This window comes from Aquirufa originis, from assembly GCF_042714495.1.
Lineage (GTDB): Bacteria > Bacteroidota > Bacteroidia > Cytophagales > Spirosomataceae > Aquirufa > Aquirufa originis.
Genome location: NZ_JBBKXY010000001.1, coordinates 631,091 through 653,662, shown reverse-complemented (window position 1 = coordinate 653,662; position 22,572 = coordinate 631,091). Strand labels below are relative to the sequence as shown.

Below are 22,572 nucleotides of genomic sequence, written 5' to 3'. Positions count from 1 at the left end.
ATCCAAGCGTCGCGCATTCGTGCGCGACGCTTTCATTCTGTTGTAAGATCTTATGAGACAGCTAAAAATTAGCAAACAAATTACCAACAGGGAAAGTCAATCGCTGGACAAATACCTTCAAGAGATCGGTAAAGTCGATTTATTGACTCCGGATGAAGAGGTAATCCTCGCGCAGAAAATCCGTGATGGGGATCAATTGTCTTTAGAGCGTTTAACAAAAGCGAACCTTCGTTTCGTGGTATCGGTTGCAAAACAATACCAAAACCAAGGTCTTAGCTTAGGTGACTTAATTAACGAAGGAAACTTAGGTTTGATCAAAGCAGCACAACGTTTTGATGAAACTCGTGGATTTAAATTTATCTCATACGCTGTTTGGTGGATTCGTCAATCGATCCTTCAGGCTTTAGCAGAGCAGTCGCGTATCGTACGTTTGCCTTTGAACAGAGTAGGTTCTTTGAACAAGATTTCAAAAACATTCTCTGAATTAGAGCAAAAATTCGAGCGTGAGCCTTCACCAGAAGAATTAGCAGAGGTTTTAGAGATCTCAACCGGCGAAGTAGTAGATACCTTGAAAATTTCAGGTCGTCACGTTTCTATGGATGCACCTTTCGTTCAAGGAGAAGAAAACTCCCTTTTAGACGTATTAGAGAATGATTCTGAAGACAAGCCAGATTCTGGTTTGATCAACGATTCCCTTCGTCGTGAGGTACAACGCGCTTTATCTACCTTAACTCAACGTGAGGCGGATGTCGTTACTTTGTATTTCGGTTTAAATGGCGAACACGCAATGACTCTAGAAGAGATCGGCGAGAAATTTAATTTAACGCGTGAGCGTGTAAGACAAATTAAAGAGAAAGCGATCCGTCGTTTACGACACACTTCTCGAAGCAAAGCACTAAAAACATATCTTGGATAATTTTTGAAAGCCTCTTATGAGGCTTTTTTTTGCTATGGCATTTCCAAAAGGCATCATCGAACTAGTAGACTCTTTATACCAACAAGGTGTAAATGAGGCGGTTATATGCCCAGGATCCCGAAATGCCCCCTTAATGATTGCCTTAACCCGCCACGGCGGTTTCAAATGCTACTCCATAGCAGATGAACGTTCGGCTGGATTTTTTGGCCTAGGAATCGCCCTGAAAACAGGACGTCCTGTCGTTATTTGCTGTACCTCAGGCTCAGCCGGATTAAATTTTGCTCCTGCTGTAGTCGAAGCCTTCTTCCAAGAAGTTCCGCTGATTGTTTTAACAGCAGATCGTCCCAAGGAATGGATAGGCCAATGGGATGGACAGACAATTTACCAAGAGAACCTATTTGGAAAGCACGCAAAGGCCTTTTTTGATTTTGAAACGGATGATTGCTCTGCTGCTCCATTGACTGCTTTAGCGGAACCCAAAGGCCCCGTGCAGATTAATGTGCCGATTAGTGAGCCGTTTTATCCGGAGCCAGGTTTTGTCTTGGAAAAAAGTGAAACTTTTTCCCTGCGACAAAACCTGTCAAAGCACAAAGCACAAAGCACAAAGAATAAAGTTAACTTTGCCTATTTCAACCAAGAAATAGCCTCTGCTGATAAAATTCTAGTGACCGTAGGTCAAATGGAAGACAATTTGATCTTCGAAACGCTTTCTGCTTACGGGATTCCGGTGATAGGCGATGCGACTTCGAATTGTGGCAGTACGATTGCGCACGATTTGCTCTTAGCCGACGAATCAGTATGGCCAGCCTTACAACCTGATTTGCACATTCACTTCGGAAAATCATTTGTTTCGAAGCGAATTAAACAGTTTTTACGCACTCACAAGCCGAAACAATCGTGGCTCATTCATCCGAATCCGATAGGAAAACCGGATCCATTCTTGTGTTTAACTCACGTCATTAATACAGATGCTGAAAGCTTTATAGAAGGTGTTGAATGGACTACTAAATCTTGGAACACCTGGAATTCCACTAATATCACTTCATTGCAAGCTAAATTCTTCGCCCAACCCAATTGGACGGAGTTACATCTGTATAACCAAGTAACAGAGGCGATTGAGCTAGAATCAGCCGAAGTACATATCGCTAACTCGCTAGCTGTCAGATATATTAATTGGACTTTGGCGAAATTTACGAAAACGAAAGTATTCTCGAATCGAGGCACTTCTGGAATCGATGGATGCCTAAGTACAGCCGTTGGAGCCGCTCAAAAAACTGATAAATTAAGCATTTCCATCATTGGGGATGTGGCCTTTCAATACGATCGCAATGCCCTTTGGAATAAGTATATTCCTTCAAACTTGCGCATCATCGTCTTTAATAATGGGGGTGGGGGCATTTTCCGCAACCTCGAAGGAGCAAAAGACCTGCCAGAACTCGATGAATTTATGGAAACGCGTCAAGGGTTTACCGCTGAAAATACAGCCAAGGACGCTGGAATAAGCTATTATTCTGCATCGAACCCAAGTGAATTAGACCTCAACGCTTTCCTACATAACCAAGGTCCTGCGCTGTTGGAAATTCACACGAATTCTATCGAAAATGCGGCAGAATTGAAAAAGTATATGGCCTTATTTAAGGCTTGATTTAGCCTGAATTTTGGCCCAATTCTTTAAATACAACGCATTTTGGGGATCCTTTTCCAACGCTTTCTTCACATAAGAAGCAGCTAAATCCCATTGCATTCGCTGAATAGCCAGGTAACCGAGGTTATTATTCAAAAGATCTTGGTATTTACCTGACTTCAAGGCTTTCTTGAAAACCGCTTCCGCTAAATCGATTTCATTCATCTCTTGCAAAACCACGCCCTTATTAATCAAGGTTTCTACTGAAGTCGAATCAAGTGCTAAAGATCGGTCATAGGAAGATAAAGAACCTGATAAATCGGCCTTTTGAAGTAAAATATCACCTTTTAAGGTCCAGTTAGCGGCAGAATCAGGAAAAATTTTAACTAACGTTTCCACTGCATTTACGGCTTCGTCCGATTGCTGTAAGGTTTGCAGTATTTCAGCCTTTTTGAAGAGGGCAGGGGCGAATTTTACATCTAATTCCGTCGCCTTAGAAAAGTCCGCTAAGGCCTCGTCATTCTTTTCCAAAATTTGGTACACTAAACCCCGGTTATAATAGGCATCCGAGAAATCAGGGCGTTTGGCAATCGCCTCCGTATACCATTTAATGGCCTCGTGGTACTCTTTTTCTTTCCATTTCGCATTTCCACGCAAAAAGAAGGCGCTCGATTCACGTTTTTCTTCCTCGGAAGAGCTTGAGCAAGCAAAAAACAGGAATGTAGTCAGAAAAAGGAAAACGTATTTCATAGGGCTAAAAGAAAGTTCAATATAAATAATTCAAATTTCATTCGCATCTTTGTAGCTTAATTAAATGTAAAATTATGGCATACGCAGAAATGTTAACCGATAAAGGGTTAATGAAAATCGAATTCTACACAGAGGATGCACCTATCCACGTTAAAAACTTCATCGACTTAGCTGAAAAAGGCTTTTATGATGGAATTACTTTTCACCGCGTCATCAATGATTTCGTGATCCAAGGAGGTTGCCCAGACGGAACTGGAGCAGGTGGCCCAGGCTACACGATTCCTTGCGAATTAACAGGAAACAACCAATTCCACGATCGTGGCGTTTTATCGATGGCTCACCGTGGACCTAACACCGGTGGTTCCCAATTCTTTATCTGCCATTCACGTAACAATACGGCACACTTAGACCGTAAGCACACGTGTTTTGGAAAAGTAGTAGAAGGATTAGAGGTAATCGATTTAGTACGTGAAGGAGATAAAATCCAAAGCGTTAAAATCATTCAAGACTAATGCATTTTATCAAGGAAATAAGCCATCCACAGATGCGAATCTCCCTTTTTGAATGGAATTCGAAATACATCGTGAAGTTTGAGACTCCGCACCTAGAGCAGAGCTATAAGTATTCCGTGATGGACTTTTCTTCCCAAAATGAAATAGAGGAGCTGGTATCCAGCTCCTCCTTTCAAGATTTCGTCTTACAGACCTTTAAAAACATGTATGCTGAAATGGCCAAACAGGCTGATTAATTCCCGCCTAACCATTTATGGCGTAATTTCAATTGCGCTTCCGTAGGTGTTGCCTCTGATTCAATTACAAAAGACTTTAATGGTGTTTGTTGTACGGCCACTAAGAACGTACGCTCCATTCCATCTCTTTTAACAGAGAATACTAAAGAATCACCCGGTTTCTTATCAGCTAACAATTTATCGATTCCTGGGAAATCAGCCCCATTCACTTTCAATACTTCATCACCTACGTTAAGGCCTGCCACATAAGCTGCTCCACCTTTGTATACCGAATTAACGCGACCAGCTGCAATACCAACTCCTATGTAAGGAACCGTTTTAGCTACATTTGCATCTGAAAATTGATAGCCAAAAGCCTTGAACATAGCCGAATAAGCCGGGGTCTTCACTCCATAAATATGCGTTTTAAAGAACTCAGAAGCAGATACACCCGCCACTTTAGTGAACGCGTCTTCTAATTCCTGATCCGTAAAACCACGACCTGCTTTTAGGTAATAGGTTTGGTACAAGAACTTAAATACATCGTCCAGGCATTTAACACCCTTTGTTTGCTGAATGATCCACATATTCAATACACCACCTAGTAAAGAACCTTTGTCATAGTAAGAGACAGACGCATTACGTGAGTTTTCATTAGGGCGGTAATACTTAATCCACGCATCCCAGCTCGATTCCGCCGCAGATTCCACTTGATTACCCGGTGTATTCTCCACACCCGCTATTTCATCGCCTAACGCCTTTATATACTCGGCAGTCGAAACCATACCAGTACGTTGATTAATCACATCTGCATAATAGCTCGTAATACCCTCTGAGAACCATAAATTGTGCGTGTAGTTCTCGTTTTCATAGTCAAATGGCCCTAGCGCTTTGGGACGAATACGTTTTACATTCCAAAGGTGGAAATATTCGTGCGCTAACAAATTCATAATTCCTTGGTAGCCTTTCGTCGTTTCATAATTAGAACGAGTCACTTGGCAAGTCGTGGAGTATAAGTGCTCTAGACCGCCACCACCGCGATTTAAGTTGTGAATGATAAACAAATAATGATCGCAAGGATGTTCGCCCACTACTTTCTGCGCTTCTTCCGCCATCTTCTGCACATCTGCTAAGAATTTAACTGAATCCACTTTAGCAGGGCCGTAAAAGGCAATTTGATGCGGAATATTGTTCACTTTGAAGTCCCAAACCTTGTGATTCCCAATCTCGATAGGGGAGTCGATCAATTCATCTAGGTTCTTCGCCACGAAATTAAATCCACCCACATTTTTCAGGGCAGTAGAAACTTTTTTGAAGTCTTTGTGCGGGACAATCGTCAATTCCTGAGGCTGAGCTGCAAATTTAGGGGCATACATCAATACACTTGCCGGGTTAATATAGCCATGTGCATCATCTAAGAAAGAAGTACGAACAGACATTTCATACGCATAGACGCGATAATGCACAGAAACTTGCTTTAATCCTGGGCTTAGAGCGATGCGCCAGGTATTTTTGCTAATCTTCGAAATAGCGACTTTAGATCCATTTGATTCAGCGCTAACCGATTCTACGTTTTTCGCAAATTCTCGAATTAAATAGGAGCCAGGCGTCCAGGCTGCCATTTTAAGATCGAAGTAGGAGGTCTCTTTGCTGACGTCTACCGTCGTTTTCACCTCAAAATAATGAGAGAAAGGTTCAGGCATACTGATTTCGTGTTTAATCGGTCCGGCAAAACAGCCAAAAGACAAGAGAACACTAAGGAATAGTAGTTTTAAATTCATTTTGTTTTTTGTTGAGAAATAGATTTTGGTAAAATTATAAAAATCAGCCGTATAGTCTAGCATATGCTATTTTTTTCCAAATAATTCTAAATGACGGGACAATTAATTCACATAAAAATCGTATTATTGTTTAGTCGTGACTATTGACAATAAACCTATGGTATTTAAATCTTCCTTTTACTGCCTCGTCCTATTTTTATCCCTTCATTTCTCGTCTTTTGCGCAGCAATCTCTGGCTTTTGAGAGCAATCAGATACATTATAGTTTAGGCAAAGAGTATTTTGAGGCACAAAACTATGTCGCAGCTCGCGAAGAATTCGCGAACTTTTTAGGCAGACAAACGGATGTACATAAGAGTGAAGTGATTTTAGCAGAATACTACCAAGTATTGTGTGCACTTTATTTAAATCAACCCGAAATCGATGTCTTAGGCTATCATTTCAGCTTAAATCACCCGAATTCACCACAGAGCAATGTATTATTCAGAAAAATAGGCTTGTATTTCTATGATGTAGCTAATTATACAAAAGCGATACGCTACCTCGAAAATTCATCTTTAGGAAATGTAGAAGCCCGCTATAAACTAGGCGTTGCCTATTTTGAGACTAAAGATTTCGATAATGCCCTTGCCTTATTTAATGAAGTAAAAACGGACCCAGACGAAGAATATGCCTTCTCAGCGGCTTATTACGCAGGTGTGATTCATTACCAACAAAAGAATTACCTAGAAGCCATTGCCGACTTCAAAAAATCCAATGGACATTCGAAATACCGCAAAGATCTGCCTTATTGGTTGATCTCATCATATCAACAAACGGCACAATGGGACGAATTATTGAAATATGCGGAGCCCATCCTTTCCACTCACCCCGATTTAGCCCTATTAGTTGCAGAGGTTCAATTTAAGAAAGGATTGTATGCTAAGGCAGCAAAGAGCTTCAGCGATTATTTAAAAGAGCATAAAAACGAAGCGGCCACTTATAAAAAAGGTTTTGCCTTATATTCCATCGATAAATACGAAGACGCAATTCAATCAATCAGCGGATTATTAAAATCAGATTCACTAGGTCAGAAAGCCTACTATTTACAAGGATTAGCGCAGTTAAAGTTGGGTAAAAAAACGGAGGCAGCAGAATCTTTCAATCAATCAGGCGCTTTAGCTTTTGATCCTAATCAACAAGAAGAAGCCCAATTCAAGTCCATCAGCATCGCTATAGACTTAGGAAATTGGTTGAAAGGGTTGAAGTCGATTGCGCAATTTGGCAAAACCTATCCATCAAGCTCCTTTACAGCAGCTTACCAAAGTTTCGCCGCAGATGCTATCCTAAAACTGCCTGAATTAGCACCAGCCACCGATTTTATGAAATCTGGAGTACCCGTTTCAGAAGAATTGAAAGTGGCTTACCAGACGTTAACGTATAATCTGGGTATCAAGGCATACAATAAAGAACAATACAAAGAGGCCATTTCCTACTTTGACAAAGCAATTTCACAAGGCGCTAATCAAAGTGTAACGGATGAGGCTTCGTTTGGAAAGGCAGAATGTCTATCTCAATTGAAAGACTTTGAGGCTGCCATTTTAGTCTATAAACCCTTGCTTTCTGGCAAACATTCGGCTGATTTCTTACAAAGAAACCGCATTGGGATTGCGTATGCCTATTTCTCCGTGAAGGATTTCACGAATGCGAATACGTATTTCAAGACTTATGTGGATCAATTAAAGGCGAATCCGAATGGAAAAGCGAATGCAAACGCCGTTCTACGTTTAGCTGACACTTATTTAGTAGCTAAAAATTACACAGAGGCCTTGACTTATTATAATCAAGCCATTGAAAATGCGAAGACGGAGAAGGATTATGCGATGTACCAAAAAGGAATCACGCTAGTCTACCTTGAACGCGATGCAGAAGCAAAGGCGACGTTCCAGGCTTTGAAAAAGTCATTCCCTAATACGAAGTTTGGTGATGATGCGAGTTTCCAAGAGAACTTGATTTCCTTCCGCACAGGCAAATATGCGGAAGCCATTGCAGGCTTCACTGATTTGATCAACAATCAACCGAATAGTCCTTATTACGCTGAATCCATCTTAAAAAGAGCGCAATCGTATTCTAACTCGAAGCAACCAGAGAAGGCCATTACAGATTACAAGGTAGTGATCGAGAAATACTCGAAAGAGGCTTTCGCGAAAGATGCGGTGGCGGGTTTACAAGAGGAATTGAATGAAGTAGGTCGCCCAGAAGAGATGAGCGCTTATTTGAGCATCTATCAAAGCGGTAGCCTAAACGAAGAGGAGAAGACTGATTTAGAGTACCAAGCGGCGAAAGGAATCTATTTAGGCGAGAAATACGATAAGGCCATTGAGCCTTTGAAGAAATTCGTGGAGCATTTCCCAGCAGATGAACGTGTTTCAGAAGTAACCTACTTAATCGCGGATGCAGCAAATCGCTCAAATAATAAGTCAATGGCTTTCCAATTCTACAAAAAGGTCATCGAACAAAATGTACACCCATCCTTGAATTCGGTGATTACAAAGGTGGCTGATATCGAATTTGATTCTGCAGCTTACAGAGAAGCTATCGGCCATTACCGACTATTGAAGGAGAAAGGAGTCGATTCGACTGTTATTCAACGTTCAAACAAGCGGATTTTAGAGTCCTTCATTCAATTAAAAGAGCTTGATTCAGCAATGATTGCTTATGCAGAATACCACACGCTTGCTGTAAAAGAAGCTGAAGGTTTAGAAGAAGCGGCAGTTAAATTCTTAGATATCATTCAATTGAATAATGCGAAAGGTAATTATGCTACATCGAATGAGATGATTTTAGATAAATTCAGAAATGAATTTGCAGAGGTTTCAGATGCGACGCTAGGGAAGGTCTATTTGATTTTGGCCAAAAACCTATTCGAATTAAAGAACCTAGCTCAGGCGAAAGCTACCTTAAAATCCATTATTGACAATTCAGAGGACAAAGAAAGCGTAGAAGCTGCTAAAGCCCTTTTGAAAATCTATTTCCCTAAATAATGCATATGAGATTCCCATCCAAAATCGTTTTAGCGTCCTCTTTCAGCCTGATTTCCATCTTAACCTATGGTCAACAGAAAAAGGAAGGTACTATCCAAAATGAAGAATTTGTCACGGAAAAAGTGCGTAAAATTGAGGTACAGCCCACAATGAGTCGTTCATTTGAGGCCTTGAATGAAATTCCGGACTACAGCAAAGACCATCAAGTTGATTTTAATTTTGACCTTTCTAAGCCGCAAGCACTTGTTTTGCCCAGCATTCAAACGAATGTGTTAGGCCCAAGAACAGGAGAGGAGCTAAAGTCACCTTATGCCTCGATAGCGAAAAATTCGATTAAAATCGGAGCTGGTAATTACGGACACACTTTATTGAATGGACATTTTGGCTATAATCCTACGGCCAAAGAATTGCGTGGGTTGTACATCAATCACGACGCAAACTCGATTGGACCAACAGATAATGCCTTTTCGAGTCGCTCAGAGAATGAAGTGAAAATTTACAGCCAATCACTTTGGTCTAAAGCCTTATTGAAAGGTTCATTGGATTACCGCCGTATCGCAACGAATTTTTACGGCAAAGAAAGCATACTTGCGAATACGCCTGAGGATGCTTTTGGAGTTCATTACGATCAGATTAAGTTCAATGGAGATATTTATAGCCAAACAGAAGGCAAGAAATTCTCCTACCAGGCTGGCACCGAATTCTCCTCTTTAGCCGGAAATTTAGCCCCTAAAGAGTGGATGTCAGCTTCTTACGTAAAGGCAAATTATGCGATTTCGGAAGGATTATCACTTCGTATCAATGGAGATGCCATCTTATCCAACTTTACGAGCAATACGTCAACTAATCGCAATTTCTTCCGCTTGAAACCAAGTTTATCCTATGATGTTTTACCACGTTTAAACCTGCAAGCGGGCATTAATGCAGTACAAGAGGAGGAATTGAGCATTTACCCAAGTGTTCAGGTTCGCTTCCGTGCGAATGACTTCATTCGTTTATTCGCTGGATTTGAAGGAGATACACAGTTTAATTCCTACCACAGTAGCTTGTTAACCAACCCTTGGCTTTCTCAATCCATCACCTTACAAAATACCCAACAAAAATGGGCCGTATCGGGTGGTTTAACGGGAACAAACGAGCGCAATGTATCTTATGAATTGAAAGCTACGTATGGAGAATATGCTAAAATGGCCTTCTTCACAGCTTCAGCAGCGGACCTATCGCAATTTGATATCCAATATTCTACTGCAGATGCAGTCGTATCGGTACTTTCCCTACAAGCGAATGTGAAGATGACAGTAACGGATAAAATCCAGTCAGACTTACAAGTGGATTATACGAATTACGGAAACCTGGGTAATTTCTTATACGCCTATCACCGTCCTAATATCCAGATCGCATGGAGAAATACCATCGCAGTGCTTCCTAAATTCAAAGTTTCGCCAGAAATCTATTATGTAGGAGGACTATATGGCTTTAATCCAAGAACCCAAAAGGCGACTACATTGGATAACATCTTGGATCTCAATGTAAAAGGGGAGTATGCGATTACAGAGAAATTGACGGCTACTTTATCCGCAAATAATATATTGGGAAAAAATTACCAGCGATATTTATTTTATCCAACACAAGGTTTTAACTTTACAGCAACTCTCGCATATTCATTTTAAGAATGACTGAATTTTATACCTTTCTTGAGCAATTACTTTACGAACACGAATGTGTGATTATGCCACAATTTGGTGGATTCGTAGTGAATGCACAAGATTTTCAGTTTAATGCCAAAGAGGGTAAGATCTATCCCAAAAGAAAGTGCGTCGCTTTCAACGAGAAGCTAAAAACGGATGATCGTTTCTTAACGACGGAATGGGCTAAAAAACAGTCTATCTCGCAAAAAGAGGCTTCAATTGAAATAATAGCCATTTCGAAGGAATTAAAATCCCAAATATCCACTCAAGGTTATTTGACTATAGGAGAATTAGGAGCGTTTACCTTGAATTCGGAAAACCGCTTATCATTCTCCCCAAATCCTGATTTCAATGCGGATTTGTCCGTTTTCGGACTATTTCCAGTGGGCTTGGGACACGCATTACCTAAAGAGAAAAAACCTGTGCTCGAAGTGGTGCCGGTGGCAGAAGATCTTCCAAGTTATACTCCAGAACCTTCACCTATCAAGGTAAGCAGGTCTACTTACGTTTATGCGCTAATTGCCTTTATCATAGGAGGTTTGGGTGCATTCTTCCTAACGGAACCCGCTAGCAATCAATCGCAGAGTTCTTTAAATCCGATTAAAATCGAGAAAAAAGTAGCTGCTCCTGTAGCTGTTGCAGCACCTGCAGTTCCATCTCCAATTCAGATTGATACTATTCAGAAAGAAGCCATCGCTGCACCCGTTCTTGAAGAGACACCAGCAGATCAAGATGTCATCTATTTAGTAGCCGCCAGTTTTCAATCCTTAACACAAGCGGAGAAAGGCCTAAAAGAGTTTAAATCGCGTGGTTTTGATCAAGCGGAGATTATCTTAAAGAACGAGCAGACGAAATTTTACCGCATTAGTCTAGGTACAGAGCATTCGATGGATGCGGGTTATGCCAAAGCTAGTGAATTAAAAGCGTCCAAGAAAGTAGACATTTGGGTGTATAAGGCGCTATAAGATATGAACCAACGCATCGAACAACAAGCAATAGAACGCAAAAACCAACGCAAAGCCTTGGCGATCACAATCGTGATTCAAGGTTTGCTGTTCTTGTTGTTTTGGTATGCAAAAATCTGGTCAGCAGAAGAAATGAAGCTGGAATTGCCAGAACCTGGATTCGAAGTGAATTACGGAACAGATGACGAGGGTGGCGGAAATGTTCAGTCCTATAATCACGCGAGTGATTTGCCCAATAACGACGAATCACAACCAGCGGAAAAAGAAACCGAAGTAGCTTCAGTTACCAAAGCCAAACCGACTCCTAGCTCGAAGGAAACGGTCATTTCATCCGTGGTTAAAAGCCCTGTCAGCATTTCTGAGAATACCAAAAAGACTACTACCGTTTCGACGAAGCCTACTCCTGAACCAGTCGAAAAAATCGATGAGGGTGCTTTATTCAAGAAGAAAACAACCAGTAACGGTACTCGAGGCACCAATCCAAATCCAGGAGGAAATTCCAATGGACCAGACGCCGGAAAAATTGGAGATAAAGGAAGCCCGAACGGCAAAATCAATAATTCGACGAATTACTCAGGTAATGGCGGAAGCGGAGAGGGTTCAGGTTCCTCATCTGTGAATATTTCAGGCTGGAGAATTGCTAATCGTCCTAATGTTAAAGATGATACGGGTGAAACAGGTATGATTCGATTCACGATCAAAATTGATGAAGACGGAAATATTATCAAATTAGTGATTGCGGAGAATTCATTCTCTAACTCTTTGGCACAGAAATACAAAAGAGCCATCGAAAAATCTAAATTCATCAAAACGTCTTCAGGCCTAAGCCCGAAAGAAGCGACCGGGTCTATCACCTTCCGCGTAGGAGAAAGATAGGCATCTGATGAATTATTCCGAGTCCATTTCCTTTTTGTATGCACAATTGCCGGTATTTCACCGGGAAGGCGCTAAAGCCTATAAACCTGGTTTAGGCAATATTGAAGCACTTTGTAATCTCATGGGGCAACCGCAGGATTCATTTAAGTCCTTGCATATTGCAGGTACGAATGGAAAGGGGAGTTCCTCCCATTTTATGGCCTCTATTCTTCAGGAACATGGTTACAAGGTGGGATTATATACTTCACCACACCTGCATTCCTTTACAGAGCGGATTAAAATAAATGGTATTCAGGTCGCAGAAGAATGGGTGGCTGATTTTGTCACGAACCATCAAAATCTGATTGAAACTGTGCGCCCGTCTTTTTTTGAATGGACCGTCATTATGGCCTTCACCTATTTCAAGGAACAGCAGGTCGATTATGCAATCATTGAAACGGGCTTAGGCGGTCGATTGGATTCAACGAACATCATTTCACCTTTGGCTTGCCTGATCACGAACATCAGTTTTGACCACCAAGATTTATTGGGGGATACGTTGGAAAAAATTGCATCAGAAAAGGCTGGAATCATTAAATCTCTGATTCCGGTTACGATCAGTGAAAAACAGCCGGAAACGTCTGAGGTTTTCCTTACCAAAGCTTCCTCCGTAAATGCCCCATTACAATTTGCTTCAGATGTTATTAGCGCTGTAGATTTCACTTTCACAAGCCCCACTTCGGGTGAAATGAAAGTAAATAGCCCTTATAAAGGTCATTACCAGCAAAAAAACATACGTGGTGTTTTGGCTTGGTGCGAGCAGATTCAATCCATCATTCCTCTAGAAGCGGCCAAAATCAAATCCGGAATTGAGAAAACCCGAGTGAATACCGGTTTACAAGGCCGCTGGGAAATTTTAGGGGAAAGTCCTAAAATCATTGCGGATACCGGACATAACAAAAGTGGCATAACGGAGATTATGCAGCAAATAAAACAGGAAGCTTTCGATCATTTGACCATTATTCTAGGGATGGTGGCAGATAAGGACATCGCTTCGGTTTTAACCTTATTTCCGACAGAGGCCAGCTACTATTTTTCCCAAGCAAACAACCCGAGAGCGATCTCCGCTTTAGAACTTCAAAAATTAGCAGCAACTAAAGGACTGAATGGCAAAGTCGTTCCTTCCGTAAACGACGCCATTGCCCTGGCAAAATTAAATTCTAAACCTTCAGATGGGATTCTCATCTGTGGATCTACCTATCTCGTAGGAGAAATTACCTTTTAATTCGCGTACCCTTGAGCAGAAGAAAAACAGCCAAATACAATCTCGCCATCGCTTTAGACAATGTCATCCAAAGCCCGAAACCTATTTTCGGAACCTTGGCTGGTAAATGGAAATCGGATTACTTTAAAAACGACAGCTCATTAGTTTTAGAACTGGGCTGTGGCCGAGGAGAATACACCAATGGCCTAGGTAAACTATTCCCCGATATGAATTTCATCGGAGTTGATGTCAAAGGGGATCGTTTAGCGCAAGGAGGGAGAGCAGCAAAAGAACTTGCATTAACAAACACCGCGTTTCTTCGCATCCATATGCAAGAGATTGATGAACAGTTTGCAGAAAATGAGGTCGACGAAATTTGGATTACTTTTCCTGACCCACGTCTTCGCGATCGTGATGAGAAACGCCGCCTCACTTTTCAAACCTTTCTTAATCGCTACAAGAAAATCTTGAAGCCTGGCGGCATTCTTCACCTAAAAACAGATTCCTTGCCTTTCTTCGAATTTTCTGAGGGCTCGCTAGCAGAAAATGGATGGGACATCATCGTCAAGACGAATGATCTATACACATCCGAATGGATGGACGATCACTTCGGGATCAAAACACGCTTCGAGGAGATGTTCTACGAAAAAGGATTTAACATCAATTACCTCAGAGCGATAAATAAGCAATAAAAAAAGCCTCTCAGATGGAGAGGCTTTTTCATTTATATCAAATTGGTTGATTAACCTACGCGAGCGATCAAATCTGCTGCACGAGATGAATAACCAAATTCGTTATCATACCAACCTACGACTTTCACTAAGTTACCCATCGCTGTTGTTAACTTAGAATCTAAGATACAAGAGTGTTGGTTTCCGATGATATCGATAGAAACGATTTCATCTGTCGTGAATTCTAAGATACCTTTCATTGGGCCATCAGCAGCAGCTTTCAAAGCAGCGTTGATTTCCGCAACCGTTGCGTCTTTCTTCAATACTACCGTGAAATCAGTAACTGATCCATCTGGAGTAGGAACACGCATCGCGTTACCATCTAATTTACCTTTCAAATGAGGTAATACTAAACCTACCGCTTTAGCAGCACCTGTAGATGTAGGGATGATAGAATAAGCTGCAGCACGAGAACGACGTAAATCGGAGTGAGGTGCATCTTGTAAGTTTTGATCCGCTGTATAAGCGTGAACGGTAGTCATGAATCCTTTTTCGATTCCAAAAGCATCGTCTAACACCTTAGCCATTGGAGCTAAACAGTTAGTTGTACAAGATGCGTTAGAGATAATTGTCATATCATCTGTCAATGTATAATCATTAACACCTAAAACGACTGTAGGAATATCACCTTTAGCAGGAGCGGAGATAATTACTTTACGAGCACCAGCCACTAAGTGTTGACCAGCACCTTCTTGATCGATGAAACGACCAGTAGATTCTAAAACAACATCGATTCCTAAAGCACCCCAAGGTAATTGCTTAGGATCACGTTCTGCAAAAGCCTTAATCACGTTACCATTAACAGTAATGCTGTCTGCATCAGAAGTAACAGTACCATTAAAACGACCATGAACTGAATCATACTTTAGTAAGTGTACCAAAGTAGCGTTGTCAGTTAAATCGTTAATAGCAACGATTTCCACATTTTCTTTTTCCAACAAACGACGGAAAGTAAGTCGACCGATACGACCAAAACCATTAATAGCAACTTTAATTTTTTTCATTGAATAAATTAATTTGATTTCATACAAAGACCAAATATAGCATTTAAAATGTATTATTCCAAGAGCAATAGGATAAAATAAACCCAATTAAACGTTTACAAGGCCTATTTTACAAAAGTAAATCAGGATATTTTAATTTAGCAATAGTGCTAATTAAATGATTTTTAAAGAAAAATCGCATGGATACGTTTTTTATTCAAACTTTTTTCGCATATTTGTATAAGAAATAAATGCTCCAGATCGATGGGGTAGGAGAGTGACAGAATGTCACTTGTCTTTTTAGCTAATTTTCTAGCAAGTTTTACCAAAATATAATTTTGCGTCAATATACAACTGATTGATAATCAGCTAAATGACTTATTAAAGTTCAAGTTAAATTTACCGGACATTTCCAGCCTTTTTTCGCACTCATCGTCAGTAAGCGTCGATTTTATTTCCACTGATCTGGGGAAGCCAAGCCTTTTTTGATTAATTTGCATCTTCATTTATTGCATATCATTTTTATGAATTCATTAGAAAAAAGTATTGTAGCTGCCTGGGACAACCCAGAGCTTCGTTCGAAGGCTGAAACCATTGAGGCGATTGAAAAAGTCGTAGACTTAGTGGATAAAGGAGAATTGCGTACCGCAGAACCTAAGGCTGATGGTAGCTGGCAAGTAAACGAATGGGTAAAGAAAGCGATCGTGATGTATTTCCCTATTCGCCAAATGGCCGTTTCAGAAGTGGGCATCTTCGAATTCCACGATAAAATGAAGTTAAAATCAAATTACAAAGAGTTAGGTGTTCGTGTTGTACCTCCTGCAGTGGCCCGTTATGGTGCATTTTTAGCTAAAGGAACCATCCTAATGCCTTCTTACGTGAATATTGGTGCTTACGTAGATGAAGGAACTATGGTAGACACGTGGGCTACGGTTGGATCTTGCGCTCAAATCGGTAAACATGTACACTTAAGTGGTGGAGTAGGTATCGGTGGCGTATTAGAACCACCTCAAGCTTCTCCTGTCATCATTGAAGACGGAGCCTTTATTGGTTCACGTTGTATCGTGGTGGAAGGTGCACATATTGGTAAAAAAGCCGTTTTAGGCGCTGGAGTTACGATAACAGGCTCTTCTAAGATTATCGATGTTTCAGGTCCTGAGCCGGTGGAATACATCGGTTATGTACCAGAAAACTCGGTTGTCATTCCAGGTAGTATCCAAAAGACCTTTGCAGCCGGAACGTATGGCGTACCTTGTGCCTTAATCATTGGTAAAAGAAAAGAAAGTACAGACTTAAAAACATCGCTTAATCAAGCATTAAGAGAGAACAACGTAGTCGTTTAGTTAATAACAAGAATAAATGCCCGGTTCACAGCCGGGCTTTTTTTATGGAAAATGAATTGAAAATTGGTGAATACAATCACCTTCGTATTATCAAAGAAGTACCTTTTGGCCTCTATTTAGATGGTTACGAAGATGAAATCCTATTACCCTTGCAATACGTTCCAGAAACGTATGAAATCGATTCATCGATTGATGTATTTATCTACCGTGACTCGGAAGACCGTATCATCGCCACTACCTTAAAACCCTATGCCACCATTAAGCAATTCGCTTATTTGGAGGTTAAATCAGTTACACCGCTGGGTGTATTCTTAGAATGGGGATTAGCAAAGGACTTATTTGTTCCCTTCAGTCAACAATACCAAAAAATGGTGGTAGGCAAATTCTACCTCGTTTACATTTACCTAGATGCACAAACAGATCGCATCGTCGCATCAGCCAGAATCGAAAACTTCTTACCCGCCTTCATAGAAGATGAGGAGAATCGTTTTGCACCTGGTACAAAAATAGAAGCTGTTCCATTTGAATACACTGACTTAGGCATTAAATGCTTAGTTGACAATTGTAAAATAGGGATGTTATTCAAAAATGAAATATTTACAAATGTAACATTAGGTCAAAGTACATTTGTCTACATCGAAAACCTACGCGAAGACGGACGCCTGGATTTACGTTTGGAACCAGTGGGACGTGTACGTTTGGATGCACAAGTGGAGAAAGTATTGCAGGCAATTAAAGATAACAAAGGCGTCCTATATTTACATGATAAAAGTCCTGCTGAAGATATATATGATCAGTTAGGTATGTCTAAAAAGGATTTCAAGAAAGCGATTGGGGGATTATACAAAAGTAAACTGATTGCATTGCATTCTGATTGCGTGTCACTTTTGTAAACTCTCTTATTGTTGCCAAGATTTCTATTTGTAAACTTGATTAGATTGTTTAAATTTGTAACCTATTAATCAAGTTTACAAAAATGAATCTAAGCGCTAAAATAGAATTGTTAATTCAAACTAAGAAGTTAAGTGCCTCTCAGTTTGCAGATACCTTAGGAATTCCTCGCAGTAGTATCTCTCACATTCTCTCAGGAAGAAATAAGCCTAGCTTAGATGTCGTACAAAAGATTCTCATCGCCTTCCCTGAAATTCCCGCGGAAGAGTTATTAGATGATAAACGCGATTTATCTATTTCGGCACCCACTCCTAAAGCAGCTCCTTCTCCGATCGCATCAACTCCATCACTTTTTGATGCCATTATACCTAGCGCGCCAGAATCGCCTAAAAATAATTTACCTGAACAAACGATCGTACAATCGAATCTCAGACGCCCTAGAGAAAGTAGCCCAAAAGCAAGTCAACCAGTAGTGACAGCACCTACCACTACCGCTCATCTCGCTAAAAAGATTGAACGAGTACTGATTTTTTATACAGATGGCACTTTCTCTGAAAGTAAACCTCAATAAGTGAGATAAGAATTGTAAACAAAAACAGGACTTATCCACAGAAACCTTTTGAGTTATCCACAAGTTATCCACACTTGTGCACAATTGTATTTTCAGTTTTCCACATTTTCCACAAAGAACGCTTATTGCTAGAGACCCATTAATTGTTTAATTTTAATAAATTGAATACATAAAATGGAAAAACTAGACTCATTGAACCAGGTGGCTCAATTCCACACGACCTTTGGAGCCCCTATACTTACTCAACCCACCATACCTGCTGCAGAACGTTGCAATCTACGTGTTAGCCTCTTGGCAGAAGAATTAGATGAATTGAAAGAAGCGATTGCTGCAAATGATTTAGTAGAAGTAGCTGATGCACTTTGTGACCTTCAATATGTATTATCTGGGGCGGTTTTAGAGTTTGGACTAGGTGAAAAATTCGTCGAATTATTCAATGAAGTACAGCGTTCAAATATGTCCAAAGCCTGTGCATCCTTAGAAGAAGCAGAATATACCGTGAAATTCTACCAAGATAAAGATGGTACAGAAGCGGAGATAAAGGAAGAAAACGGTGTTTGGAAAGTGTATCGGAAGGCTGACAATAAAGTATTAAAATCCATTAATTACTCTCCAGCGGACTTGAAATCCATTCTAAAATGATCAAAATACTCCTCATAGAAGACGAACCTAAAACTGTTCAATCCCTGAAACAAGGATTAGAAGAGAACAGCTATGAGGTGGAAGTGGCCTATGACGGAACCATCGCGAAGCAATTAGCCTTGCGAAATAATTACTCCTTAATTGTATCTGACATCATCATTCCAGGTATCAATGGCCTTGAATTATGCAAACAATTAAGAGCAGAGGGAATTCAGACGCCTATCTTGATGCTGACGGCATTGAGTACCACAGATGACAAACTGCTTGGTTTTGATGCTGGTGCAGATGATTATTTGGGCAAACCATTTGATTTTAAGGAGTTTTTGGCCCGAATCAAGGCTTTATTAAAACGTTCATCACAAACTCAATTAGATGCACAAGTGTTGAAATTCGCTGATTTAGAGATGGATCTCATCAGTAAATTAGTCACGCGCTCTGGGCAATCCATTAATTTGACTTCTAAAGAGTTTCAATTATTGGAATACTTCCTTAGAAATCAGGAAATGGTCATTTCTAAGGCTCAAATAGCCGAGAATATTTGGGAAGTAGAGGATGAAAATAGCTCTAATTTGATCGAAGTATATGTCAATTACTTACGTAAAAAGGTCGATAAAGGCTTTGCAAGTAAATTGATTCACACCCAATTTGGTAGAGGATATATCCTTAAAAACGAATAATTATGCAGATTAGATCCAGGCTGACCTACCAGTTTACCTACCTCGTTTCTGCGATTTTATTCGTATCCTATTTTGTCATCTATATATTTACGCAAGAGAATTACAAGGACAAATTTTATAGCCGTTTACGCCAAAAAGCGAACACTACGGCCCAGCTATTGGTCAATGTAAACCAAGTAGACTCCAAATTAATGGGGATCATCGGGCAAACTAACCGCGATTTACTATTCCGGGAGAGTATTTTGGTCTACGATTTATGCAACGAGCGGATCTATGCCTCGAATGACAGCATCAACCTTCATATAGATGTAGACCTCATTAAACAAGTTCGCCAAAAGCAAGAAATACGCTTTCAACGGGAAGATATCGAGGTTCTTGGTACCGTTTTTGCCACTCCACAGGGTCGTTTAGTCGTCTTTGCGGGGGCAGTGGATCAATATTCGGCGGAGAATGCGAAAGATTTAAAGAACATCCTCATCGCCTTATTTCTCTTATTTATCCTCATCGTAGTACTCTCAGGCTGGTTTTTTGCCGGTCAAGCAGTCAATCCGATCTCTGAAGTTATCCAACAAGTTGATAAATTATCACCCAAACGCCTGGAAGAACGCCTCAAATCGCCTGATTTTGAGGACGAAATAGGGAAGATGGTGTCTACTGTCAACCGCTTATTAGAACGCATTGAGAACGCCTTTAAATTGCAAAAGACCTTTATTGCGAACGTTTCGCATGAATTGAAAAATCCTTTGACAAAAATATCCTCTCAATTAGAGGTAAGCCTTTTAAAGGAAAGAGAGACAGGGGATTATAAAAATACGATCAGCTCCGTATTAGAAGACACACAAGAATTAGCCGCGATTACGGAATCCTTATTAGAATTGAATAAACTTAGCTTATCTGACAGCCAGGCAGGATTTAATGAATGGAGAATCGATGAAATCCTTTGGGAAGCAAGAAGTTTAACCCAAAAACTAAACTCCGCCTACAAAGTCAACATCGATACCTCACATATGCCGGAAGACGAGGAAATGCTGTTAATCAAGGCGGATGACAAACTTATCTTAACGGCTCTTAAGAATTTGATGGAGAACGCTTGCAAATTCAGCCCGTCAAAATCGGCACAAGTTAGCTTCAAGAACTCTGGAAATTCCATCCAAATTTTCGTAAGAAACGAAGGAAAAGGCATCCCAGCGAATGATTTACCGTATATCTTCCAACCGTTCTTTAGAGGCGAAAATACGGCGTCCTCCAAGGGCTACGGCATTGGCTTATCACTAGTCGAACGTATCGTACAATTACACAATGGCCAGATATCAGTGGTTTCGGTACCGGATTCCTATACGGAGTTTACGGTGAGCTTCGCAGTCGCTAGTCGATAGTCCGGAGGAACTGAGTCCGGAGGAACTGAGTCCGAAGGAAATGAGTCCGGAGGAACTGAGTCCGAAGGAAATGAGTCCGGAGGAACTGAGTCCGAAGGAAATGAGTCCGGAGGAACTGAGTCCGAAGGTTTAGATTAAAGAGTTAAGAGTATAGATTAATGACTTACGACTCCGGACTATTTCCCTTCGGACAAATTGTTATATAATTTATATTATGTTAAATAGGTTATAAGCCATAAGAAAAGGGCCACCTATTTCTAAGTAGCCCTTTTTGATTCTTATTTCTCTAACTCAGCTAATTTAGCCTCGTTTTTCAATTCACGATAGACTTGCTTTAAAATTTCTTTCAAGTCTTCGTCTTTCTTTACTTTAAAACCACGCTCGAAATACGGTAAAGCCTCGTTGTATTTAACCGCTAATTTAGCTTCTAAATCCTTCCCAGTCTTCTTGTATTCGTTCATATCCATACTGTTAACTTGACGCTTGATTTCAACCGCATCGTTGTAGTAGTATGCACCCATTTGGTATAATGCGTCATAATTCGTTGGATCAACATCTAACGCTTTTGTGTAGTAATTAGGCAAATTCGCACGAATTTCCTTCACTTTAGCTGTTAATTCATCAATTTTAGCTTTGTTTGCAGCAGCATCCCCTGCTGCAGCTTCTGCTGCTGACTTTTCTGTTTGGATTCCTTTTTGAACTTCAACTAAATCCTTTACTTTGGTTTCTAAACTAGCCACTTGGCTATTAACTGAAGCTTTTGCTTTCGGTGTTGTAGCTGACTTTAATTTCGCTTTTGTACGCTTTACTTCGTCTTGGAAAGCAGAAATTTGATCATTTTGAGCCGCTAAACGGCGATCTGCCTCTTGTACCTTGTATGATTTGTCTTGAATCTTTCTGATCTCCTCATTCAAGCCAGAAACCTTGTTTTCGTATAATAAACCTAGGTTTAACCAAGAAATACCGTCTTTAGGATCGTTAGCCGTAGTTTGAGTCAATTGAACAATCGCTTGATCGATGCGGTTGAATGCAATTAACATATTGAACCTCTCCCCTTTCAGGTCTTTGTTTGAAGGATAAATAGCGATGGCTTTTTCGATCAAACCGATCGCCTTGTCCTCTTCTTTATTGTTCTTGTAGATTTGAGACAAACCGTACAAGATAGCTAAGTCTTTTCCTCCGATAGTCAAATACTTCTCATAAGCCGCTTGCGCAATTTTGTCTTCTTGGCAAAGTTGAGCTGTAACACCTGTATACATCGCCGTAATCGTGTCATTAGGCGCTACTTCAGATGCTTTAGCCATATAACGTAGAGAAGCTTTGTAATCTTTCCCTTGGTATTTCACCACACCCATATTTAAAAAGGCATTAGAGAATTTCTTGTCGACCATCATTTGGTCAGCTTCTTTTGCTACAGAACCTTTTTTACCTTCTTTCGTATCTAATTTGATCGCCTCATTAGCATATTCCAACGCTTGGAAAGCTGCTTCTGGGTTAGTTAACGCGAAAGTAGAATCTGGGAAAGAAGCTAAATCCAAATAAGCTTGTGAACGAGTCAACCATAAACGAGCCTTTGTAGGAGCCTTTTTAACGTCTTCGTCAGATTTTTTGATCGCTTCGCTAATGTTTTTCTTTTGCGCATCAACTAGTGCTTTTTCTGCTTGGCCAAATGAAGCATTCATCGCCAAAGCCACCGTAAACAGGGATAAAAGTAGTTTTTTCATTGTTTTATTTAATTAAAAAATAGCCCAGACTTTCGTCTGGGC

General features: G+C 40.5%; 20 protein-coding genes. 16 read left to right on the top strand and 4 right to left on the bottom strand.

From position 1 onward, the window contains the following. Positions 1–52 precede the first annotated feature (52 nt). A complete protein-coding gene (locus SKC35_RS02805; RefSeq protein ID WP_109323139.1) occupies positions 53–916 on the top strand; it encodes a sigma-70 family RNA polymerase sigma factor in 864 nt (287 codons plus the stop codon). 34 nt (positions 917–950) lie between these two features. Continuing rightward, on the top strand, positions 951–2,561 hold the full coding sequence (menD, locus tag SKC35_RS02800; RefSeq protein WP_377977956.1) for a 2-succinyl-5-enolpyruvyl-6-hydroxy-3-cyclohexene-1-carboxylic-acid synthase: 1,611 nt from the start codon (positions 951–953) through the stop codon (positions 2,559–2,561). Here menD and SKC35_RS02795 read toward each other — a convergent pair. After that, positions 2,547–3,290, bottom strand: coding sequence for a tetratricopeptide repeat protein (locus tag SKC35_RS02795; RefSeq protein ID WP_377977955.1), 744 nt, complete (start codon positions 3,288–3,290; stop codon positions 2,547–2,549). The genes menD and SKC35_RS02795 overlap by 15 nt on opposite strands. Positions 3,291–3,364: 74 nt before the next feature. Here SKC35_RS02795 and SKC35_RS02790 point away from each other — a divergent pair, with 74 nt between their 5' ends. Continuing rightward, positions 3,365–3,802 (top strand): peptidylprolyl isomerase, encoded by a 438-nt coding sequence (locus SKC35_RS02790; protein WP_223130496.1) that lies wholly within the window; start codon positions 3,365–3,367, stop codon positions 3,800–3,802. After that, positions 3,802–4,038 (top strand): hypothetical protein, encoded by a 237-nt coding sequence (locus SKC35_RS02785; RefSeq protein WP_130896454.1) that lies wholly within the window; start codon positions 3,802–3,804, stop codon positions 4,036–4,038. Before SKC35_RS02790 ends, SKC35_RS02785 begins: the two co-directional genes overlap by 1 nt. Here SKC35_RS02785 and SKC35_RS02780 read toward each other — a convergent pair. Continuing rightward, positions 4,035–5,798: a M61 family metallopeptidase gene (locus SKC35_RS02780; protein ID WP_377977954.1), complete on the bottom strand. Its 1,764-nt coding sequence runs from the start codon at positions 5,796–5,798 to the stop codon at positions 4,035–4,037. The genes SKC35_RS02785 and SKC35_RS02780 overlap by 4 nt on opposite strands. 157 nt (positions 5,799–5,955) lie before the next feature. Between SKC35_RS02780 and SKC35_RS02775 the strand changes: the two genes are divergently transcribed. From SKC35_RS02775 to trmB, 6 genes are read left to right on the top strand one after another with little or no spacing between them, the layout of a single operon-like run. Next, a complete protein-coding gene (locus SKC35_RS02775) occupies positions 5,956–8,820 on the top strand; it encodes a tetratricopeptide repeat protein (RefSeq protein ID WP_377977953.1) in 2,865 nt (954 codons plus the stop codon). 5 nt (positions 8,821–8,825) lie between these two features. Continuing rightward, a complete protein-coding gene (locus SKC35_RS02770; RefSeq protein WP_377977952.1) occupies positions 8,826–10,490 on the top strand; it encodes a TonB-dependent receptor in 1,665 nt (554 codons plus the stop codon). Between the two features lie 2 nt (positions 10,491–10,492). Continuing rightward, positions 10,493–11,473, top strand: coding sequence for an HU domain-containing protein (locus tag SKC35_RS02765; protein ID WP_377977951.1), 981 nt, complete (start codon positions 10,493–10,495; stop codon positions 11,471–11,473). A gap of 3 nt (positions 11,474–11,476) precedes the next feature. Next, positions 11,477–12,349 (top strand): hypothetical protein, encoded by an 873-nt coding sequence (locus SKC35_RS02760; RefSeq protein WP_377977950.1) that lies wholly within the window; start codon positions 11,477–11,479, stop codon positions 12,347–12,349. Positions 12,350–12,356: 7 nt separating this feature from the next. Beyond that, entirely contained in the window at positions 12,357–13,613 is a 1,257-nt protein-coding gene (locus SKC35_RS02755) for a bifunctional folylpolyglutamate synthase/dihydrofolate synthase (protein ID WP_377977949.1), read from the top strand. A gap of 11 nt (positions 13,614–13,624) precedes the next feature. Continuing rightward, positions 13,625–14,284, top strand: a complete 660-nt coding sequence (gene trmB, locus SKC35_RS02750; protein WP_377977948.1) for a tRNA (guanosine(46)-N7)-methyltransferase TrmB — start codon at positions 13,625–13,627, stop codon at positions 14,282–14,284. 50 nt (positions 14,285–14,334) lie between these two features. Here trmB and gap read toward each other — a convergent pair whose 3' ends face one another. After that, on the bottom strand, positions 14,335–15,327 hold the full coding sequence (gene gap, locus SKC35_RS02745) for a type I glyceraldehyde-3-phosphate dehydrogenase (protein WP_377977947.1): 993 nt from the start codon (positions 15,325–15,327) through the stop codon (positions 14,335–14,337). A gap of 503 nt (positions 15,328–15,830) precedes the next feature. Here gap and SKC35_RS02740 point away from each other — a divergent pair. The 6 genes from SKC35_RS02740 (at position 15,831) to SKC35_RS02715 (ending at position 20,806) form a co-directional block, all read left to right on the top strand. Beyond that, positions 15,831–16,649 carry a 2,3,4,5-tetrahydropyridine-2,6-dicarboxylate N-succinyltransferase gene (locus tag SKC35_RS02740; protein WP_377977946.1) on the top strand — a complete coding sequence of 273 codons (819 nt, stop codon included), beginning with the start codon at positions 15,831–15,833 and terminating at the stop codon, positions 16,647–16,649. Between the two features lie 44 nt (positions 16,650–16,693). After that, positions 16,694–17,542: a CvfB family protein gene (locus SKC35_RS02735; protein ID WP_377977945.1), complete on the top strand. Its 849-nt coding sequence runs from the start codon at positions 16,694–16,696 to the stop codon at positions 17,540–17,542. 83 nt (positions 17,543–17,625) lie between these two features. Beyond that, the gene (locus SKC35_RS02730) at positions 17,626–18,111 is read left to right on the top strand and encodes a helix-turn-helix domain-containing protein (RefSeq protein WP_377977944.1); all 486 of its coding nucleotides are present in this window, start codon (positions 17,626–17,628) and stop codon (positions 18,109–18,111) included. 174 nt (positions 18,112–18,285) lie between these two features. Then, positions 18,286–18,753, top strand: a complete 468-nt coding sequence (locus tag SKC35_RS02725) for a pyrophosphohydrolase domain-containing protein (protein ID WP_377977943.1) — start codon at positions 18,286–18,288, stop codon at positions 18,751–18,753. After that, positions 18,753–19,430 (top strand): response regulator transcription factor, encoded by a 678-nt coding sequence (locus tag SKC35_RS02720; protein ID WP_130896525.1) that lies wholly within the window; start codon positions 18,753–18,755, stop codon positions 19,428–19,430. Before SKC35_RS02725 ends, SKC35_RS02720 begins: the two co-directional genes overlap by 1 nt. 2 nt (positions 19,431–19,432) lie before the next feature. Further along, positions 19,433–20,806, top strand: a complete 1,374-nt coding sequence (locus tag SKC35_RS02715; protein ID WP_377977942.1) for a sensor histidine kinase — start codon at positions 19,433–19,435, stop codon at positions 20,804–20,806. A gap of 278 nt (positions 20,807–21,084) precedes the next feature. Here SKC35_RS02715 and SKC35_RS02710 read toward each other — a convergent pair whose 3' ends face one another. Further along, a complete protein-coding gene (locus SKC35_RS02710) occupies positions 21,085–22,530 on the bottom strand; it encodes a tetratricopeptide repeat protein (RefSeq protein WP_377977941.1) in 1,446 nt (481 codons plus the stop codon). Positions 22,531–22,572: the final 42 nt, after the last annotated feature.

Excerpts from the sequence above, each read along its gene's own strand:
- SKC35_RS02760 (WP_377977950.1), top strand. The coding sequence starts at position 11,477 with ATGAACCAACGCATCGAACAACAAGCAATAGAACGCAAAAACCAACGC.
- SKC35_RS02765 (WP_377977951.1), top strand. The coding sequence starts at position 10,493 with ATGACTGAATTTTATACCTTTCTTGAGCAATTACTTTACGAACACGAA.
- SKC35_RS02725 (WP_377977943.1), top strand. The coding sequence starts at position 18,286 with ATGGAAAAACTAGACTCATTGAACCAGGTGGCTCAATTCCACACGACC.
- SKC35_RS02715 (WP_377977942.1), top strand. The coding sequence starts at position 19,433 with ATGCAGATTAGATCCAGGCTGACCTACCAGTTTACCTACCTCGTTTCT.
- gap (WP_377977947.1), bottom strand. The coding sequence starts at position 15,327 with ATGAAAAAAATTAAAGTTGCTATTAATGGTTTTGGTCGTATCGGTCGA.
- SKC35_RS02780 (WP_377977954.1), bottom strand. The coding sequence starts at position 5,798 with ATGAATTTAAAACTACTATTCCTTAGTGTTCTCTTGTCTTTTGGCTGT.
- SKC35_RS02755 (WP_377977949.1), top strand. The coding sequence starts at position 12,357 with ATGAATTATTCCGAGTCCATTTCCTTTTTGTATGCACAATTGCCGGTA.
- SKC35_RS02710 (WP_377977941.1), bottom strand. The coding sequence starts at position 22,530 with ATGAAAAAACTACTTTTATCCCTGTTTACGGTGGCTTTGGCGATGAAT.
- SKC35_RS02730 (WP_377977944.1), top strand. The coding sequence starts at position 17,626 with ATGAATCTAAGCGCTAAAATAGAATTGTTAATTCAAACTAAGAAGTTA.
- SKC35_RS02775 (WP_377977953.1), top strand. The coding sequence starts at position 5,956 with ATGGTATTTAAATCTTCCTTTTACTGCCTCGTCCTATTTTTATCCCTT.
- menD (WP_377977956.1), top strand. The coding sequence starts at position 951 with ATGGCATTTCCAAAAGGCATCATCGAACTAGTAGACTCTTTATACCAA.
- SKC35_RS02790 (WP_223130496.1), top strand. The coding sequence starts at position 3,365 with ATGGCATACGCAGAAATGTTAACCGATAAAGGGTTAATGAAAATCGAA.
- SKC35_RS02740 (WP_377977946.1), top strand. The coding sequence starts at position 15,831 with ATGAATTCATTAGAAAAAAGTATTGTAGCTGCCTGGGACAACCCAGAG.
- SKC35_RS02805 (WP_109323139.1), top strand. The coding sequence starts at position 53 with ATGAGACAGCTAAAAATTAGCAAACAAATTACCAACAGGGAAAGTCAA.
- SKC35_RS02785 (WP_130896454.1), top strand. The coding sequence starts at position 3,802 with ATGCATTTTATCAAGGAAATAAGCCATCCACAGATGCGAATCTCCCTT.
- SKC35_RS02735 (WP_377977945.1), top strand. The coding sequence starts at position 16,694 with ATGGAAAATGAATTGAAAATTGGTGAATACAATCACCTTCGTATTATC.
- SKC35_RS02795 (WP_377977955.1), bottom strand. The coding sequence starts at position 3,290 with ATGAAATACGTTTTCCTTTTTCTGACTACATTCCTGTTTTTTGCTTGC.
- SKC35_RS02770 (WP_377977952.1), top strand. The coding sequence starts at position 8,826 with ATGAGATTCCCATCCAAAATCGTTTTAGCGTCCTCTTTCAGCCTGATT.